Origin of the sequence: Mucilaginibacter sp. SMC90, from assembly GCF_022811725.1 — a bacterium.
In the GTDB taxonomy this organism is placed as follows: domain Bacteria; phylum Bacteroidota; class Bacteroidia; order Sphingobacteriales; family Sphingobacteriaceae; genus Mucilaginibacter.
Genome location: NZ_CP094527.1, coordinates 1,174,366 through 1,193,004 on the forward strand (window position 1 = coordinate 1,174,366; position 18,639 = coordinate 1,193,004).

Annotated in this window: 11 protein-coding genes; 9 read left to right on the forward strand and 2 right to left on the reverse strand. The window is 40.7% G+C overall.

Features of this window, described 5'->3' with window-relative positions; all coding sequences use genetic code 11:
• The first annotated feature begins 293 nt into the window (after nt 1-293).
• From MTO98_RS05240 to MTO98_RS05255, 4 genes are all read left to right on the forward strand, one after another.
• Complete coding sequence (locus MTO98_RS05240) at nt 294-3,074, forward strand: ABC transporter permease (RefSeq protein ID WP_243485560.1); 2,781 nt, start codon at nt 294-296, stop codon at nt 3,072-3,074.
• A 142-nt stretch (nt 3,075-3,216) separates the two neighbouring features.
• Entirely contained in the window at nt 3,217-5,646 is a 2,430-nt protein-coding gene (locus MTO98_RS05245; protein WP_243485561.1) for an FtsX-like permease family protein, read from the forward strand.
• 188 nt (nt 5,647-5,834) lie between these two features.
• Nucleotides 5,835-8,195 carry an ABC transporter permease gene (locus MTO98_RS05250; RefSeq protein ID WP_243485562.1) on the forward strand — a complete coding sequence of 787 codons (2,361 nt, stop codon included), beginning with the start codon at nt 5,835-5,837 and terminating at the stop codon, nt 8,193-8,195.
• Nucleotides 8,196-8,316: 121 nt separating this feature from the next.
• Entirely contained in the window at nt 8,317-10,710 is a 2,394-nt protein-coding gene (locus MTO98_RS05255; RefSeq protein ID WP_243485563.1) for an ABC transporter permease, read from the forward strand.
• A gap of 271 nt (nt 10,711-10,981) precedes the next feature.
• Here MTO98_RS05255 and MTO98_RS05260 read toward each other — a convergent pair whose 3' ends face one another.
• Complete coding sequence (locus MTO98_RS05260; RefSeq protein ID WP_243487916.1) at nt 10,982-11,392, reverse strand: BrxA/BrxB family bacilliredoxin; 411 nt, start codon at nt 11,390-11,392, stop codon at nt 10,982-10,984.
• A gap of 200 nt (nt 11,393-11,592) precedes the next feature.
• Here MTO98_RS05260 and MTO98_RS05265 point away from each other — a divergent pair, with 200 nt between their 5' ends.
• From MTO98_RS05265 to ahcY, 3 genes are all read left to right on the forward strand, one after another.
• On the forward strand, nt 11,593-12,459 hold the full coding sequence (locus MTO98_RS05265) for a M23 family metallopeptidase (RefSeq protein WP_243485564.1): 867 nt from the start codon (nt 11,593-11,595) through the stop codon (nt 12,457-12,459).
• Nucleotides 12,460-12,577: 118 nt separating this feature from the next.
• A complete protein-coding gene (locus MTO98_RS05270) occupies nt 12,578-12,961 on the forward strand; it encodes a polymer-forming cytoskeletal protein (protein WP_243485565.1) in 384 nt (127 codons plus the stop codon).
• A gap of 126 nt (nt 12,962-13,087) precedes the next feature.
• Nucleotides 13,088-14,404 (forward strand): adenosylhomocysteinase, encoded by a 1,317-nt coding sequence (ahcY, locus tag MTO98_RS05275; RefSeq protein ID WP_243485566.1) that lies wholly within the window; start codon nt 13,088-13,090, stop codon nt 14,402-14,404.
• Between the two features lie 88 nt (nt 14,405-14,492).
• Here the strand turns inward: ahcY and MTO98_RS05280 are convergent, their stop codons facing one another.
• On the reverse strand, nt 14,493-16,892 hold the full coding sequence (locus tag MTO98_RS05280; protein ID WP_243485567.1) for a hypothetical protein: 2,400 nt from the start codon (nt 16,890-16,892) through the stop codon (nt 14,493-14,495).
• Nucleotides 16,893-17,123: 231 nt separating this feature from the next.
• Between MTO98_RS05280 and MTO98_RS05285 the strand changes: the two genes are divergently transcribed.
• Complete coding sequence (locus MTO98_RS05285) at nt 17,124-17,522, forward strand: hypothetical protein (protein WP_243485568.1); 399 nt, start codon at nt 17,124-17,126, stop codon at nt 17,520-17,522.
• A gap of 511 nt (nt 17,523-18,033) precedes the next feature.
• A complete protein-coding gene (locus tag MTO98_RS05290; protein WP_243485569.1) occupies nt 18,034-18,630 on the forward strand; it encodes a hypothetical protein in 597 nt (198 codons plus the stop codon).
• Nucleotides 18,631-18,639: the final 9 nt, after the last annotated feature.

Below are 18,639 nucleotides of genomic sequence, written 5' to 3' on the forward strand. Positions count from 1 at the left end.
ATATATAGTACAAAAAATTTGCTTTTTAACAGCTGTTAAGGATAGTTAATTTTCAAATATACGTCCCTGCAGCTAAAATGTTTTGTGCGTAAATCACCTATGACGCGCGGGAACGGATTATGTTACTAACAGGGCGCATAAAACCGAACACCAGATGTACGCTTTCGTACAGTAGCGATGGTTGTTTTTATGTAATGTGTTGATATGTAATAAGTTACATTAATGGCACATATTTTATTTAATAATAACAGTTGTGTACTGCCTTTTGATAAACTAATAACCTGTTTTGGGAAATGAACTTAGATGACCACGTTTGGAACCTGGCTTCAAAGAAGTTAGCTCGTGAAGCTTCGGATGAGGAATTGCGTGAGCTAAATGCTTTGCTGGCCAAAAATCCTGAACTGCACAGCCAGCTAAAGCTAATGTCTAAGTGGTGGGATGAGGGGGAAGAGAAGCCTGAAAATGAAGGTTCGGCTTTGTTTGATAAGATACAGGCAAAGATCAAAGATATTGAAGGTACGGCACCGGTTGAAATTGCCTGCATGGGTTCTGAATTAAAGAAGGTACAAGCCCCGGCAGCGAACCGCAAGAGCAACAAAAAGTTAAATCAACATAAACCGTTTTCAAACAGCACAGCCATGATCAAAAATTATCTCAAAGTTGCATTAAGGCAATTGCGCAAGCAAAAAATGTATACCGCTGTTAAAATTGGCGGCTTTGCGTTTAGCATTGCAGCCTGTTTGTTAATTGCCCTGTACATTCGTGATGAGTTGAGCTTTGATAAAAGCTACCCTAATGCCAATAATATTTACCGCTTAATAGGCGACTACCATGATGGCAGCTCGCATGAAAAGGGCGTTGACTGGCCTTCGGTAATGGGGAAAGTGATTAAACAGGACTTTCCGGAGGTGGAAAAATCAGGCCGTTTGATGCCTAACTCGTTGTTTTGGGGTGCTGGTGCCAACGAATTAAAACGGGCCGACCAGGCCGATAATACCCATGAGGAAGGTTTTGCCTATGCCGATCAAGGGCTGATAGATATTTTGAACGTACCAATGGTTTACGGCGATGCTAAACATGCCCTTACGGAACCTTTGAGTATAGTGATCTCAAAAAGTAAGGCTGATAAATATTTCCCCGGTCAAAATCCGGTAGGTAAGGTGATATATTTAAATAATAATAAAACCAAGCCTTTTAAAGTTTCGGCGGTAATGCAGGATATGCCCCATAACTCACACCTGCATGAGTTTAAGTTTTTATTAACCCTTGCCGGTGTCGAATTCTGGAACGGGGAGCAGGCTACCTGGGATGCCAACAACTATCATATTTACATGGTGTTGAAACCGGGTACCAACATAGCTCAGTTTGAAAAAAAGGTTAGCAACAATATTCTTAAAAACTATTACGTACCTAACATGACGCGTAATGGCGATAAGCGCGCAAGCCGGGTAATGGATATATTTAGCATGAAAGTGCAGAATATCCAGGATATCAATTTGCGCTCGTATGATATTCATGATGGCATGTCGCACGGAGATATGCGGTTTATCTGGCTGTTTGGTGCGGTGGCCGGCTTTATCCTGGTTATTGCCTGTATCAATTTCATTAACCTATCAACCGCAAAATCGGCCAACAGGGCCAAGGAGGTAGGGTTGCGTAAAGTTGTTGGCTCGCAGCGCAGCGGTTTGATCAGGCAATTTCTTACCGAATCATTGATGTACAGCTTTTTCTCCTTTGTTTTAGGGTTGATATTGGCCTGGGCGCTACTGCCATATTTCAATATACTGGCATCCAAATCACTGAGTATGCCATGGGCAGCCTGGTGGCTGGTGCCGGTGGTATTGGTATCTGCATTTTTAATTGGCGTTGTGGCCGGTATTTATCCTGCCTTTTACCTTTCGGGCTTTAAACCTGCCGATGTACTTAAAGGGAAATTAAGCACGGGCAGCAAAAGCTCGGTGCTCCGGAACGCGCTGGTGGTTTTCCAGTTTACAACATCCATTATTCTCATTATAAGCACAGTGGTTATTTATAACCAGATGCAGTTTATCCTCAATAAAAAAGTTGGTTTTGAAAAAGACCAGGTAGTGATGATTCAGGGTACAAACACGCTCGATAACCAGGTAAAGGCATTTAAGAATGAGTTGGTAAAACTGCCAACGGTAAAAAGTGCCACCATCAGCGATTTTCTGCCGGTTTCTGGTACCAAGCGTAATGGCAATGGGTTTCATAACGAAGGTAAAGAAAAAGAAGAAGCTGATGTGGGCGGTCAGTTTTGGGATGTTGACCATGATTACCTGCAAACGCTGGGCATTAAACTGGTAGCAGGCCGCAATTTTAACCCGGATATGAAAACCGATTCGCAGGCGGTGATCATTAACCAAACCATGGCCAAAAGGCTTGGCCTCAAAAATCCGATAGGTAAAAAGATAGTTAATTATGGGCCTGGTAAAACCATTATTGGGGTAGTTCAGGACTTTAATTTTGAATCTATGCGTGATGGCATAGAGCCGATGGTGCTTCATCTTGAAGCAAGTGAATCAATAGTATCTGTAAAAATAAAGGCGGGTGATGTAAAGAATGCTTTAGCGCAGATAACTACTACCTGGAAGCAGTTTGCACCCAATCAACCCATCAGATACACTTTTATGGACGAGCGCTTTGCCAGTATGTATGCCGATGTACAGCGCATGGGACGTATTTTTACCAGTTTCGCGGTATTGGCTATTGTCATCGCTTGTCTGGGCCTGTTTGCCCTGGCAGCCTTTATGGCCGAGCAACGCAGTAAGGAAATCGGTATTCGTAAGGTATTAGGTGCTACTATTGGCAATATCACTACCATGTTATCCATGAATTTTGTAAAACTGGTATTTATTGCCATTGTAATAGCAACGCCTATAGCCTATTACGCCATGACCAAGTGGTTGCAGGATTTTACCTATCGTGTGCCCCTGAGCTGGTGGATGTTTGCCATTGCCGGTATAGCCGCAATTGTGATAGCATTGATTACAGTAAGCTATCAAAGTATTAAAGCCGCATTGATGAATCCGGTTAAGAGTTTGAAAGCAGAATAATTTGATTTCTGATTTCAGAGTTTCGATTTCGGATTTTTTATCAAATGGCTTGAGCAGGTAACAGTTCAATAGGATAATTAACACAGATTTAGGGCTTTAAAATCATGTAAATCCTTAAATCTTATAAATCAAGGTTCAGAGTATGTTAAAAAGTTATTTAAAAACAGCGTGGCGGTTTTTGTTAAAAAACAAAACCTTCAGTTTGATCAATATAGTGGGCTTGGCTACGGGCACGCTTTGCTGCCTTTATATATTGCTTTACGTGCAGGATCAGTATAGCTATGATAAACAACATAAAGATGTTAAAGACATTTATCGCATTACCACATCGCTTGAATTAACCGGCGATAAACATGACGGTGCCACCAGTTCACCGCCTATTACGCCGGCCATGAAAAGCGATTTTGGGGAAGTATTGCAATACACCCGCCTGGTAGCTACCGAGGGTTTTGGTGCCAAGCAGCACCTGTTGCGTTACAAGGAAAAATCATTTTATCAGCAAGGCGCTGCTTATGTTGATTCAACCTTTTTTGATGTGTTTAACTTTCATTTTGTTGCAGGAAATGCCAATAAAGTGCTGGCCGAGCCTTACACCATTGTATTGCAGAAACCCGTTGCCGATAAGCTTTTTGGCAGTGAGAATGCAGTGGGGAAAATGATCTCTATTGATAATTCTTTTGGTAAGCACGATTTTAAAGTTACCGGAGTGGTAGACGAAAGCGCTGGTCAGTCGCACATTAAGGTAAGTATGTTTTTAGCTATGAACAGCGGGGGGCTGGGGCAGTATGTACGGCAAAACAATACCTGGGCAGGCAACAACTTTTTGTACGCTTATGTAAAACTACGCCCGGATGCTAATGCTGCTGCGCTTGAAAAAAAGTTTCCGGACTTTTTAAATAAATACGCCGCCGACCAGCTGAAAGCCATCGGCATGAAAAAGACTTTGCACCTGCAGCCGGTAACTACAATTCATACAACGCCGGGGCATGAACATGAGCTTTCCAAAACGCTTGACCCCGCCTTCCTGTACATTATGATACTGGTGGCGGTGCTGATACAGGTTGTGGCTTGTATCAATTTTATGAACCTTTCAACTGCGCGTGCATCCAAACGCGCTAAAGAAGTAGGTGTACGAAAAGTAATAGGGGCCGGTCAGGGTGATCTTATTAAACAATTTCTCGGCGAATCATTTATACTGGCATTTATAGGTGTGGCTATAGCTTTGCCTTTGCTGATTTTCCTGCTCCCTTATTTAAACCAGATAACAAAAACAGATATTCATTTATCGTTTTTTAGTAATTATAAGCTTTGGATAATGCTGGTGAGTATGGTTGTGGTTACCGGCTTTGTGGCGGGTAGTTACCCGGCCTTTTACCTGTCGGCATTTAAAGCTATTAAGGTGATTAAAGGAAACTTTACCAGCCATATTTCTGCGGCGGGGATCCGAAGATCGTTGGTTGTGTTTCAGTTTGTATTATCTATAGTATTGATAACAGGCATCATTGTGATATACAGCCAGCTCAACTTTGTAAAAAATAAAGACCTTGGCTTCGACCAGAAGCAAAAACTGATCTTTAATTTTTATACCGAAACCACTCAGGGCAAAATGAAAAATTTTGCAAATGATTTGAGGGAATTGGCCGAGGTTAAAATTGTAAGCAATGCTGATAATTACCTGAGTCAGTTTGTACCTCATGATCATGGGGTGTATACTGCCGGCGGCAATATGGCTACAGCAACCGACGCGCAAAACATTATTACCGATGAGTTTTTTGCCAAAGCCAACGGTATCAAAATAATTGCCGGCAGGGATTTCCGTATTGGCGATACCACCCGTGTGCTTATCAACGAAACTTTATGTAAACGATTGGGGATAAAACCAGAGGCTGCCCCCGGTACCAGGCTTTACACCCAGTATGCGCCAGATCCGGTAACTTTTGTTGAAGTGGCCGGTGTAATGAAGGATTTTAACTACAACTCGCTGCATACCGATGTGAAGCCATTTATGCTGGTTTATCGTAATGATCCGCGGCAGTTTAATGCAATGGTGGTTTCAACCGATAGTAAGAATTACAAATCGCTGCTGGGCAAAATGGAAGCCCTGTGGCATAAGGATATAGCCGATGCACCTTTTGAATATTCGTTTTTAGATACCGAAGTACAAAAGCAATATGAAACCGAGGTTACTCTGTCGCAAATTATTAATGTTTTTACGCTGATGGCCATCGTGATCTCCTGCCTTGGCTTATTTGGCTTGGCAGCTTTCAGCGCCGAGCAGCGTAGTAAAGAGATAGGGGTACGCAAAGTGCTTGGGGCCAGTGTAACCGGTATTGTACAATTGCTGTCGAAAGATTTTGTAAAGTTGGTTTTGATAGCCCTTGTAATAGCCACGCCAATAGCCTGGTGGGGCATGAACAAATGGCTGCAGGCATTTGAGTACAGGGTAGCCATAAGCTGGTGGATGTTTGCCCTGGCCGGTATGCTGGCATTGGTAATAGCGCTACTAACAGTAAGTACGCAAGCCATCAAAGCGGCAAGGATGAACCCGGTGAAGAGTTTAAAGGCGGAGTGATTTTGATTTCGGATTTCGAATATTCGATTTCGGAATTTGTCTGAACCGGGATTTGAAGGGTTTTTTGATTCTCAGAATTTTTAGACCTGATAAATTCCAAAATCCGGCAAATCCATCAAATCCGGGTTCAGGCAATTATACGATAGGCACCAATGAACTAATGAACAAGTGAACCAATGAACTAAGTCATGTTAAAAAATTACATTAAAATCGCGTTCCGCAACATTGTTAAAAACAAGGTACATGCCTTTATTAACATCGCGGGTTTATCGGTAGGGATGGCGGTGGCCATGCTTATCGGTCTTTGGGTTTGGGATGAGTTGTCGTTTGATAAATACCATAGTACCTATAACAGCATGGGGCAAATTATGGTGAGCCAGCAAGGAAATGACGATGCAATCACTTTTAGATCAACTGTGGTGCCTTTGAGTGCCGATTTACGAACCCGGTATGGTGAAGATTTTAAGCGTATTTCGCTTTTTTGGCCGGGAGAACATATTCTGGCACTTGGTGATAAAAAAATAACACAAACCGGTGGTTGGGCCGAAGGGGATATGCCCGCAATGCTGGCCTTAAAAATGGTTAAAGGCAGCTACGCCGATTTTAAAGATCCATCGTCAATGATCATATCACAATCAGTGGCTAAGTCGCTTTTTGGTGATACCGACCCTCTTAATAAAATCATTAAAGCCGATAATAAAACAAACCTGAAGGTTATAGGTGTTTACGAAGATCTGCCGCGTAATACCACCTTTTATGAAACACGGTTCCTGATGCCGTTTTTCAATAAAGACAATTGGTGGAGCACGCAAACCGCGGCATGGGATAATCACGGTTGTTCGTTGTTTGTTCAACTTGCTGATAATGCGAATTTTGATAAAGTATCGGCTAAGATAACTAACATTACCAAGGCGCATTTCAAACCTTTTAATGAAACCATCCAGGTTCATCCCATGAGTAAATGGCATCTGTATAGTGAATTTAAAAATAGAAAACCTGTAGGCGGACTTATCGAAATGGTTTGGCTATTCGGTATTATTGGTGTATTTGTACTTTTGCTGGCCTGTATTAATTTCATGAACCTGAGCACTGCCCGCAGTGAAAAACGCGCTAAGGAAGTAGGGATCCGGAAATCTATCGGTTCGATGCGTTCGCAGCTAATTAACCAGTTCCTTAGTGAATCGGTAGTGTTTTCCTGCCTGGCATTGGTTGTAACCTTTGCACTGGTTTTGATAACGCTTTCTCCATTTAATCACATTGCTGATAAGCAAATAGCATTACCCTGGGGTAATGTCTGGTTTTGGTTACTGGTTTTAGGTTTCACGTTGTTTACGGGCATAATAGCCGGCAGTTATCCGGCATTTTATTTATCGTCATTTGAGCCTGTTAAGGTATTAAAGGGTACTTTCAAGGTAGGCCGTTTTGCATCGATGCCACGCAAAGTACTTGTAGTTGTACAGTTTACAGTTTCCATAGCGCTAATTATAGGTACCATTGTTGTGTTCAGGCAGATACAATATGCCAAGAACCGCCCGGTGGGTTATTCACGTGCCGGATTATTAACCATTGACATGAAGACTCCCGAAATTTATGGTCACTATGAGGCTTTGCGTAATGAGCTGATCCAAACCGGGGCAGTAGAAGATATGGCTGAATCAAACAGTACAACTAACGAGATCTGGGCGCGCAACGGTGGATTTGAATGGGAAGGGAAAGACCCAAAATTTGAACCCACTTTTGCTTCAATCGCCATAACGTATGACTACGGACATACGATAGGCTGGAAAATTACTCAGGGGCGTGATTTTTCCAGAAGTTTTCCTACAGATACCGGAGCTTTTATAATGAATGAGTCGGCGGTGAAAATGACTGGTCTTAAAAATCCGGTGGGTAAGATCATCCGCTGGGGGAACACTCCGCATCTTGTTACCGGTGTTGTTAAAGATATGATCATGGAATCGCCTTATAATAAGCCGGTACCCTCTATATTTATGATGATGCCGGGATGGGTTAATTTTATAACCGTAAGGGTTAAGCCAACAATGCCAATGCCGGAGGCTTTGAAAAAGATAGAACCGGTATTTAAAAAGTACAACCCCGGAAGCCCCTTTGATTTTAAATTTAATGACGATGAATACGCACATAAATTTTCTGACGAACAACGTATCGGGAACCTGGCTACCATTTTCGCGGTGTTAGCTGTATTTATATCATGCCTTGGCTTGTTTGGCCTGGCTTCCTTTGTTGCCGAGCAACGAATTAAGGAAATAGGTGTGCGCAAGGTACTTGGAGCATCGGTAGCTAACTTGTGGCGATTACTATCTACAGAATTCGTAGTGTTAGTTACCATATCGCTGTTTATCGCCATACCAACAACTTATTATTATATGAACAACTGGCTGCAGAGGTATGAATACCGGTCGGTAATAACCTGGTGGATCTTCGCGGCATCGGGCGTGGGTGCTGTAGTCATTACTTTATTAACCGTAAGTTATCATGCTATAAAGGCGGCATTGGCTAATCCGGTTAAAAATTTGAGATCAGAATAAACTTGTCATTGAGTCATTCGCTCCGCGTCATTAAGCCATTTTTGTATGACGATAACCAAAACAAAATGGAGCAAAAAAATGACTTAATGACGCGCAGTAAATGACCTAATGATATAATATCATGTTTAAAAACTATTTAACCGTTGCGTGGCGTAACCTTGTTAAGAACAAGGCGCATACGCTTATTAATATTACCGGCCTTTCGGTAGGGATGGCGGTGGCTATGCTCATTGGGCTTTGGATCTGGGATGAGCTGTCGTACAATAAAAACTTTGATAACTATGACCGGATAGTTCAGGTTTGGCAAAACCAAACTTTTAATGGTGTAACCAGCTCACAAACGGCCATGCCTATTCCCTTGGGCTATAAGTTGCGGAATGAGTATAAGCATGATTTTAAATATGTAGTGCTTTCTACCTGGACGGACGGACATATTATGGCCTATGGCGATAAAAAGCTTACTAAAAGTGGTAACTATATGCAGGCCGAAGCCCCCGATTTATTTACCTTGAAAATGCTGAAAGGGACGCGTTCGGGCTTGAAGGATCCGTCGTCTATTTTGCTTTCGGCTTCGCTGGCCACGGCATTGTTTGGAGATGCCGACCCAATGTTTAAGACCATTAAAATTGACAATGTATGGAATGTTAAAGTAACCGGCGTTTATGAAGACATGCCACATAATTCCGACTTTCGAGACCTGGGTTTCATTGCCCCCTGGGATTTATATATTACCACTGCGCCATGGTTAAAAAACGCAAGTACACGCTGGGGCAATAATTCATGGCAGATCTTTGCGCAGTTAAAGCCCGGAGTTGATATAAATAAAGTATCTGCTGAAATAAGGGATATTAAGTTGACCAGTATTAAAGCTCAGGGCGACGCCTATGGCGCACTGTCGAAACCGCTTGTATTTCTGCATCCATTAAGCAAATGGCACCTGTACTCTAATTTTAAAGACGGTATTAACGTTGGGGGCGACATCCGGTTTGTGTGGATGTTTGGCATTATTGGTGTGTTTGTATTGATGCTGGCCTGTATCAATTTTATGAACCTGAGTACAGCCCGGAGCGAAAAACGCGCAAAGGAAGTAGGGATCCGTAAAACTGTAGGCTCATTAAGAAGCCAGCTGATCAGCCAGTTCTTCATCGAGTCGGTAATATTGGCTTTGTTCGCTTTTCTTATTTCAGTTTTGCTTGCGCAGCTTACCTTGCCGTGGTTCAATGGCGTGGCCGATAAAACAATGCAGATTCTTTGGGGCAGTGTGATTTTCTGGATACTGGGTTTAAGTTTCAGTATTATCACCGGCCTTATAGCAGGGAGCTACCCGGCATTTTACCTTTCATCGTTTCAGCCGGTTAAGGTTTTGAAAGGGACGTTCAAGGCCGGTCGTTATGCTGCAATACCACGTAAAGTATTGGTAGTGCTTCAATTTGCTGTATCGGTTACGCTGATTATAGGGACTATCATTGTTTTCAGGCAAGTGCAGTACACCAAAAACAGGCCTATCGGCTATGACCGTACTGGTTTGGTACAGATAGATATGCGCACTGATGAAATCCATAAACATTTTGAATCCGTACGGAATGATCTTCTTAAATCAGGCGCTATCATTGAAGTAGCCGAATCGGGCAGTCCGCTTACTGCAGTATACGCTAATAACAGCGGCTTAAACTGGCGCGGAAAACCTGCCGGCCTGTTGGATGATTTCGGCACGATAACCGTAAGCCCCGAATTTGGTAAGGTGGCCCAGTGGAAAATAATTGAAGGCCGTGATTTTGAGCGCAACAAAGTAGGTGATTCACTGAGCATGATTGTAAATGAAACTGCCGCCCGTTTCATGAATTTTAAACACGCCGTAGGCGAAACGATAGACTGGGGCAAAAAATTTAAGATCATTGGTGTAGTGCAGGATATGGTGATGTCATCACCGTACGAACCGGTTAAGGCGTCGATATTTTTGTTTGATAGGGATCCTGGCGGCATTGTTGATATTCGTTTAAACCCGAAAGTCAGCGCACATGATGCTATAGCTAAAATAGAATCTGTTTATAAGCAATATGCTCCGGGCAGTCCATTCGAATATAAATTTACTGACGATGAGTATGCGCGTAAATTCAGCAACGAAGAAAGGATTGGCAAACTGGCAGGATTCTTTACCTTACTGGCAATTTTTATCAGTTGCATGGGCTTATTTGGTATGGCTTCGTTTATGGCAGAACAGCGGACAAAAGAAATAGGCGTGCGCAAAGTATTAGGTGCATCAATATTCAGCCTGTGGCGTCTAATGTCGAAGGAGTTTGTGATCCTTGTTGCTATATCTTTATTATTTGCTATTCCTACCGCTTACTATTTTATGCAGGGCTGGCTGCAGGATTATAAGTACCAGGCAGAATTGTCATGGTGGATATTTGGCCTCACCGCAGTAGGAGCTATTGCTATAACATTGCTAACGGTAAGTTATCAAAGTATAAAAGCCGCATCTATGAACCCGGTAAAGAGTTTGAAAACGGAATAGAGAGATTAGTGGCTGGAGATTAGAGGTCAGATAGATTTCGGATTTTTTTGTTTGGATTACACAGATTGATTTTTGATTTCACCGATTTTTTCTGAACCAGGATATTTAGAAATAAGTGAGGTGAAATAATTGAAAAGACAAGCAATTCTGTAAATCCTTTCATTCTGTAAATTCGGGTTCAGACAACATCAAAGAAAAAGAGCTGAAGGATTTTCCCTCAGCTCTTTTATGTTTTTAGCTTTCTGCTTTAAGCCTTCGGCTTTCCGTTTAATTAGCAATATTGTTCAAATGCACCAATCAGGTTATCGGCAATCATTTGCGCCGGCCTGCCTTCAATCTGGTAACGCTCAATCATGTGCACCAGTTTGCCGTCTTTAAACAACGCCATTGCAGGTGATGATGGTGGGTAAGGCAGCATATAATTACGTGCTGTATCTACAGCGTCCTTTTCCATACCGGCAAACACAGTTACCAGCTTATCTGGATGTTTACCGTTGGCGGCAGCAATTTTAGCAGCCGGGCGTGCATTTGCAGCAGCACAACCACATACCGAATTAACCATTACAAATACTGTACCTTCGCTTTCAATAGCGTTTTTTACAGCATCCGCATCTTTCAATTCCTCAAATCCAACCTTGGTCAGGTCTTCCCGCATTGGGGCTACTAAATATTCTGGATACATCATTTCTTTTTGCTTTACAATAAAATCAGTATCACAAAAATAAGAAATGATACTTGTTTTACGTTTATAAAAACTTAATAATAACAATTGGTTGACGATTATCGTACAACGTTATTCTATTGACAGCCTGTTTACATACATTTAATATTGTTTTATTATTGGTAATTTATAACTTGCATTCCCTAATTTATTTAAACTTGATGAAGCCTAAAACATCTGATATTAGTACCGTTGTTATCATCAACAAAAATCAACAGCATACCAAATCATTACAAATAAAAACCAAACATCTTAACAGGCTTAAACATTATGCGTGGAGTATAGCTGCCGTTGTTTTGGTACTTGGCGGGCTGGTATTTTATCTTCATCATAAAAGCGCTGCACAGGAAGCCGAAAACCTGCAGCTACAGGCGCAGATTGCTAAACTTAAAGGCTCTATGCCGGTAGCTAAGGCAGAAGTAAGTACCCAGGGTACAGCGCAATCATATATACAATCTATCGAAGTAAAGCTTAAAACAATAAACGAATATTTAAGAAGGCGGGGCCTGAAGGGTTTTGCTGTAAAAGGTACCGGTGGCAGCGGCAATAATGAGGCTGCTAAACTTCCGGATACCGAAGCCTACAGCCTGTATGATGATTATCTTAAACATTTAACAAGCACCATTGCGTTTACGCCAATGGGCTACCCGAGGATAAGCTCATTTACTTCATTTTTTGGTTACCGGAGTGATCCCTTTAATTCAGAACATGCCGAGTTTCATCCGGGTATTGATTTTCAGGGCCATCGTGGTGATGAAGTAAAATGTACTGCAAGCGGCAAAGTTGTTTTTGCAGGATGGGCAGGCGGATACGGCAATTGTATAAGGATCAAACATATTAATGATTTGGAAACCTTGTACGGCCATCTTTCAAAAATTGAAGTAAAGGTTGGCCAGCAGGTTACGGTTGGCGATAATATAGGCAAGGTAGGCTCTACCGGCCACTCAACGGGTACACATTTGCATTACGAAGTGCGTAAAAACGGTAAACCAATTAACCCTGTAAACTTTTTAACCCTGAATAAATAAGTTTTAAGTCTTAAGCCCAAAGTCATAAGCTCTGTGACGGGATCATTTGCGGCTCTGCAAATAAAAATATCGGCTTGCGACTTAAGGCTTACCACTTTGAACCAAATACTTTAAAAACATGGCTATTTTTTCTAAAAAAGATAAGATTGCGCTCGACCTGCAGGCAATTTCAACCCTAATTAGTGAAGGCAGTGTATTGGAAGGTAATTTAAAAGCCCCGGCATTTGCACGTATTGACGGATTGGTTAATGGCGATGTAACTATTGACGAAGGCCTGATCCTGGGTGAAAAAGGTGAGGTGAAAGGTGATATCAACACCAAAGAAATTGTTGTTTACGGAACTGTAAATGGTGATATCATTGCCTCCTCGCTTGAAATAAGAGCTACCGGGCATATTACAGGTAATATCAAAACACAAAACTTAGTGGTGGAAACCGGTGGTGTTTATAACGGCAACCTGAGCATGCACCAGGGAGAGAAGCAGAAGCAGTTGCAGGCCTGAACTAACCGTTATTATTGCTTTACAACTGCTTTACAACCTGTTGCACATTCTTGTTGGTGAACACCAAACATTTCATTTTCACAAGGATATAAGTTAACTTTGTACTTTCAAAAATAAAATATCGATATGTCATCAGTAGAAACTGCATTCGTTAAATACAAAGTAAAAGATCTGTCGCTGGCAGAGTGGGGTCGTAAAGAAATTGAACTGGCTGAGGCTGAGATGCCTGGCTTAATGGCTTTACGTAAAGAGTATGGTCCGAGCCAGCCGCTTAAAGGCGCAAGGATTGCCGGCTGCCTGCACATGACCATCCAAACAGCTGTTTTAATTGAAACCCTTATTGCTCTTGGCGCCGAAGTTACCTGGTCGTCATGTAATATATTCTCAACCCAGGACCACGCCGCTGCTGCTATTGCTGCTGCCGGTATTTCTGTTTATGCCTGGAAAGGTATGAATGCAGAAGAGTTTGACTGGTGTATTGAACAAACTTTATTTTTTGGTGAAGACCGCCAACCGCTTAATATGATCCTTGATGACGGCGGCGATTTGACCAACATGGTATTAGATAAATATCCTGAGCTGATTGCAGCAATTAAAGGTTTATCAGAAGAAACTACTACTGGTGTACACCGTTTATATGAGCGTATGAAAGCCGGCACATTACCAATGCCTGCTATTAACGTTAACGACTCGGTTACCAAATCAAAATTTGATAACAAATACGGTTGCCGTGAATCATTAGTTGACGCTATTCGTCGTGCTACTGATGTGATGATGGCTGGTAAAGTGGCTGTTGTTTGCGGTTATGGCGACGTAGGTAAAGGCTCTGCCGATTCATTGCGTAACTCAGGTGTACGTGTTATCGTTACCGAAATTGACCCTATCTGTGCGTTGCAAGCTGCCATGGAAGGTTTTGAGGTTAAAAAATTAGGTACTGCTATTAAAGAAGCTGATATCGTTGTTACAGCAACAGGTAATAAAAATATCGTTCGCGAAGAGCATTTCCGTGCTTTGAAAGATAAAGCTATCGTTTGTAACATCGGTCACTTTGATAATGAAATTGACATGGCCTGGTTAAACAGCGCTTATGGCAATACCAAAATCGAAATTAAACCGCAGGTTGATAAATACACCATTGAAGGTAGCGACGTTATCGTATTGGCCGAAGGTCGTTTGGTTAACTTAGGCTGCGCAACAGGGCACCCAAGCTTTGTAATGAGTAATTCGTTCACCAACCAAACTTTAGCTCAGCTGGAACTTTGGACAAACGGTGCAGCTTACGAAAACAAAGTTTATACCCTGCCAAAACATCTTGATGAAAAAGTAGCCCGCCTGCACCTTGCCAAAATTGGTGTTGAGCTGGAAGTACTTGACCAGGATCAGGCCGAATACATTGGTGTAACCGTTGAAGGTCCGTTTAAACCGGAGTACTATCGTTATTAATCTTTAAGGTTATAGGCTAAAGCTGAAAGGTTTTTGCTTTGAAAATATAAAGGCATGGTGTTAGCACCATGCCTTTTTTGTTACAAAATTATTTTGAAGAGCCTGAATTTGCAAATATGTTAACAGAGTAACCTAACTGTATTTGAGTGAAGTTATTGTTGAACGTATGCCAATCATATATCCAGCGAAATCTGAAAAATAATTTCGAATCTTCGTTGGTTTTGATAAATGCGTCAAAATTGGCCTGTCCTAAACCATTATTTTTTTCAAATTTATAGTCGTTATTGAAAGCTTTTTGAAAAATGTATGCAACTCCAATGTTAGCACCATACCTGCTGTCGGGTTTAAAACCAACTTGCATGCCCAGAGACAAATAGCCATTATTAATTGCCACTGAATTTTTTGTGGCGGTGTCTTTTATACTTTGTACTCTTGTACGATACCAATAAGTACCGATATCTAAAAAGTTCCATGTTAGTTTTGATTGAGGATAAGAAAATTTTATAATATTGGCGGTAAATCCAAATGAGGCTAACTGGTACTGATACTGCTTAAGCGGATTGATACCTTTTCTTGATGAAAACGCACTATCCAAAACAAGAAATTTATTATTTCCATCAAGTTTTGAAAATAGGAGTTTGGGCTCGATTGAAGACATCCAGGTGTAATATCCTGATGGATATCTTTTTTTCGCCACCTCAATTGTATCAACAGGCACATTTCTGGTCTCCTTTATAACACAGGAGGGGTTTTCTTTAACATATTTAACTATGCTCTCAGAGTTCTGGAAATGAAGTATTTGATTGATAATTACCAACCAATTCCCTTTACTTTTTTTAAAAAGCTGGCCGGATGGGTGGTCCTTAAGATGTTTGGCGGCGCTAATTGAGTCGGTAAATATGATTCTATCATTTTTGTTTGTTCTGATAAGCCATTCCACACTGTTTTGCTCTATTTGAGTGCCTGGATTTTCCTTTATGTATTTAATTGCGCTGGCAGAATCCTGAAAGAAACGGCGCTGTTTTTGTTTAATAAGCCATTTGTCATTATCTAAGGCATTAGAAGGATTTTTTCTTACAAATCGTTTTGCACTCTCAAAATCAAAAAAAGTAATTGTTGAATCGTGGGCATTATCATTTACAAGCCACGCTTTTTTTAACATTACTTTATATTTTGTTATTGTGTCAGTGTTCGATTTTAGTTGTTTTACGGTAGGCTCAATTCTTTTAAAGCCATAGGTCCCAAAATCGTATTTTGAAATTTTTTCATCCGTTTCTTCCTTTCTTTTTGGATTAAAAATCCAGTCTGTAAAGCTCCAAAATGATGAAGTTGGGCTGTATTTAGTATTTATATTTATTTTACGTTTCGCCTCAATTTGTAAAAGGCCATTGGGTTGTTCCTGATCAAGGCCAACAAAATCTGAAAAGGCAGCGACCGACAATATTTGAGAGCGCTTTTCCTTTTTTAATTCCACGATAGAGGCCTGTGGGGTAAGGCTGAATGTTTTATTAGCCGGGCTGTAATCTTCTTTATCATTTTCTAAAGTAATATCAAGCTGAAGTAAATTGGAAAACAAAATATATCTATTCAATCCATTGATGCCACCACAATTTAAACAATATAATTTTACTTCTGAAAGATGCTCAGGGTCATGTTTACCGGATATGCTGATAGGGGTTGTGTTTTTGAATTCCAGGGAACCCCGTGATTTTGGACTGGTATTTTTGGGATCAATCACGCGCACAATTATGTTTTTTATAGTCCCGTCGTCCGTTTCCACGTCTACACTTTTAACCTTGTGCCATGCCACTGGATAGCTCAATGTGGCATCATAGTAGTTTGAGGCATTTGATATGAGAATACTATTAACGATATTTTTTTTTAAGATCATATGTGCTGTTACCGGCTCATCGTCCAAGAACTCAAGTTTGCTTTGAATGCTAAAAAACAGCTCAGCTCCTTTTTTGCTTAAATTTTCAAGAGATTGTTTTGAATTTGTAATAGTGTCTCTGGAAATCATTTGTTTTTTAAAAACCGTATCAAAAGATGTTCTGGTAAACTCATCAAATACATCCGGATTGCTGCTAACACCAATGGCTTTTTCTGGCTTATTTTCAGATGAAATATTAGATGTGTTTGTCGAATTTATATCGGTATCACTTACTGTCTGCAAGGTATCTGTTTCGGTCGTGGCATCCGAGTCGGGTTTAGCATCCACTTTACCCAAACTGGTTACCAAGAATGAATAGCTATTGATTTCTATTTTATTGAATTCATAATTATAGGCGTTGCCTTCGTAAATGAAGGAGCCGACAACTCTTTTGGGCTTTACTTGGGCAGATGTGTTACTTGTTACTGCCGATAATAGTATGATAAAGGTCAAGTAAAATAAATAGCTTGCAAAAAATCGGCCTGGGAAAATTTCTTTTATAAAAGAGTTATCGCATAGCCTTGTTGTACTGGTAATAACAGGTGATAATGGGTTCATAATGATAGGGTTAGGTTCTAAAAATATTAATAATATTTTAGATATAAAATACCCGTTTATGGTTATATTATAATTATTGTTGCTGAGTGACAGTATAATAAGAATTGACTCTATTTAATAATTATATTTTGTATCCTGCTATTTAATTAGTGTAGCTTTAATGGTAAATCTTACCCGTTTATGCGCATTAAAATACTGCACCTGCCTGTTATTCTTAATACTGAAGTGTAAATGTTTTGGGCAGCAAGGGTTACTGTTTATCTATTACTTGCACCCGAAAACTGGCATACTGAAAAATTTGCATTGCCGTCGCCCTTTGTTGCTATGTTGCCATTTAAGGGTACGGAAGATATCCGCTTTTCGCCAGACTGGGCTAAGAAAGGCAGCGACGATTATTGGACCGATGCTTTTTTATGGACAATAGCAGATAAAACCACTTTTACTCAAGCCCTCCTTGAAAAGTACCGGCATGATTACTATACCGGACCGGTAAACGCTAATTTAAAAGAAGCTAAAATTGATATCGCAATTGCTATGCCCGTAAAAGTAAAACTCCAAAATGCAAAGAAGGATGATATCGATATCCAGGCATTTGAAGGCAAAGTTGAGATAATGGATTATACGAAGTAAAACCCATCAAGTCTCAATCTTCGGATCCATGCTTAAAATGAAGCTCGGTGTTAATATTTCCACTGTTTATTTTGAGGCATCACCGCAGCCGTATAAACATAAAGTTTGGGACAACTGGATGACCTTAATGAAGGTTTGTAACAAGGTTTCCATTAACCATTCCTCGAATCACATAACAACCAATACCATTAATGGGTTCCGTCAGCGCTTATATAAGCCAGCTTTTATTGTGAATATTTTCGTAATTAATATGAAAAGCTGAAAAATTATTATCAATAAATAAGAAATAATACGAATGAAATAAATTGTAACAAACATGATACATTTTTAAAAATTCATATTAAATTTACAATTCAATAACGGGTATCTATACCCGGATTTGTGATAAGGTTTAGGTTTAAAGCCCCATGCAGCGAGTGCTATGGGGCTTTTATTTTTTACACGCTCTTAACTTTTTTTAACGAATACCCAGTGTGCTTTACCTTAACTTTGATCATAAATCTAAACTATTATGCATTTCAAAACGTTTTTTACGTGTTTGTTAGTTGTTTTATTGAAATGCGCTTGCTATGGCCAGCAAACCGTTCCAGCATATTCGCTAACTAAACCCGAAAACTGGCATACCGAAACCTTTGCGCTTCCTCCGCAGTTTGCAAATAGCTTGCCTCTTAAAGGTACCGAGGATATCCGCTTTTCGCCCGATTGGGCAAAAAAAGGCTCAGAAGGTTACTGGACGTACGCATTTTTATGGATAATTACCGCTAAAACGACTTTTACCAAAACTCAACTTGAAAAATACATGTGCGATTATTATACAGGCCTGGTAAAGGCTAACTTAAAAGAAGCAAAAATTGATACCGCGATTGCTGCACCAATGAAGGTAAAACTTCAAAATATCAAAGCAGATAACACGGATACTCAGGCTTTTGAAGGTAAGGCCGAAATGACTGATTATATGACACAGGATCAGCTTGTTCTTAACTTCCGGGTTCACATTAAAAAAGCGAAACCTGGAACTAATGTTACCACAGTTTATTTTGAGGCATCACCGCAACCTTATAAGCATAAAGTTTGGGTGCAGTTGGATGAGCTTGATAAAGGTTTATGACACGGGAAG

Bases quoted from the DNA above. Each gene is read 5' to 3' on its own strand.
- MTO98_RS05240 (WP_243485560.1), top strand. From the start codon at position 294: ATGAACTTAGATGACCACGTTTGGAACCTGGCTTCAAAGAAGTTAGCT.
- MTO98_RS05245 (WP_243485561.1), top strand. From the start codon at position 3,217: ATGTTAAAAAGTTATTTAAAAACAGCGTGGCGGTTTTTGTTAAAAAAC.
- MTO98_RS05250 (WP_243485562.1), top strand. From the start codon at position 5,835: ATGTTAAAAAATTACATTAAAATCGCGTTCCGCAACATTGTTAAAAAC.
- MTO98_RS05255 (WP_243485563.1), top strand. From the start codon at position 8,317: ATGTTTAAAAACTATTTAACCGTTGCGTGGCGTAACCTTGTTAAGAAC.
- MTO98_RS05260 (WP_243487916.1), bottom strand. From the start codon at position 11,392: ATGTATCCAGAATATTTAGTAGCCCCAATGCGGGAAGACCTGACCAAG.
- MTO98_RS05265 (WP_243485564.1), top strand. From the start codon at position 11,593: ATGAAGCCTAAAACATCTGATATTAGTACCGTTGTTATCATCAACAAA.
- MTO98_RS05270 (WP_243485565.1), top strand. From the start codon at position 12,578: ATGGCTATTTTTTCTAAAAAAGATAAGATTGCGCTCGACCTGCAGGCA.
- ahcY (WP_243485566.1), top strand. From the start codon at position 13,088: ATGTCATCAGTAGAAACTGCATTCGTTAAATACAAAGTAAAAGATCTG.
- MTO98_RS05280 (WP_243485567.1), bottom strand. From the start codon at position 16,892: ATGAACCCATTATCACCTGTTATTACCAGTACAACAAGGCTATGCGAT.
- MTO98_RS05285 (WP_243485568.1), top strand. From the start codon at position 17,124: ATGTTTTGGGCAGCAAGGGTTACTGTTTATCTATTACTTGCACCCGAA.
- MTO98_RS05290 (WP_243485569.1), top strand. From the start codon at position 18,034: ATGCATTTCAAAACGTTTTTTACGTGTTTGTTAGTTGTTTTATTGAAA.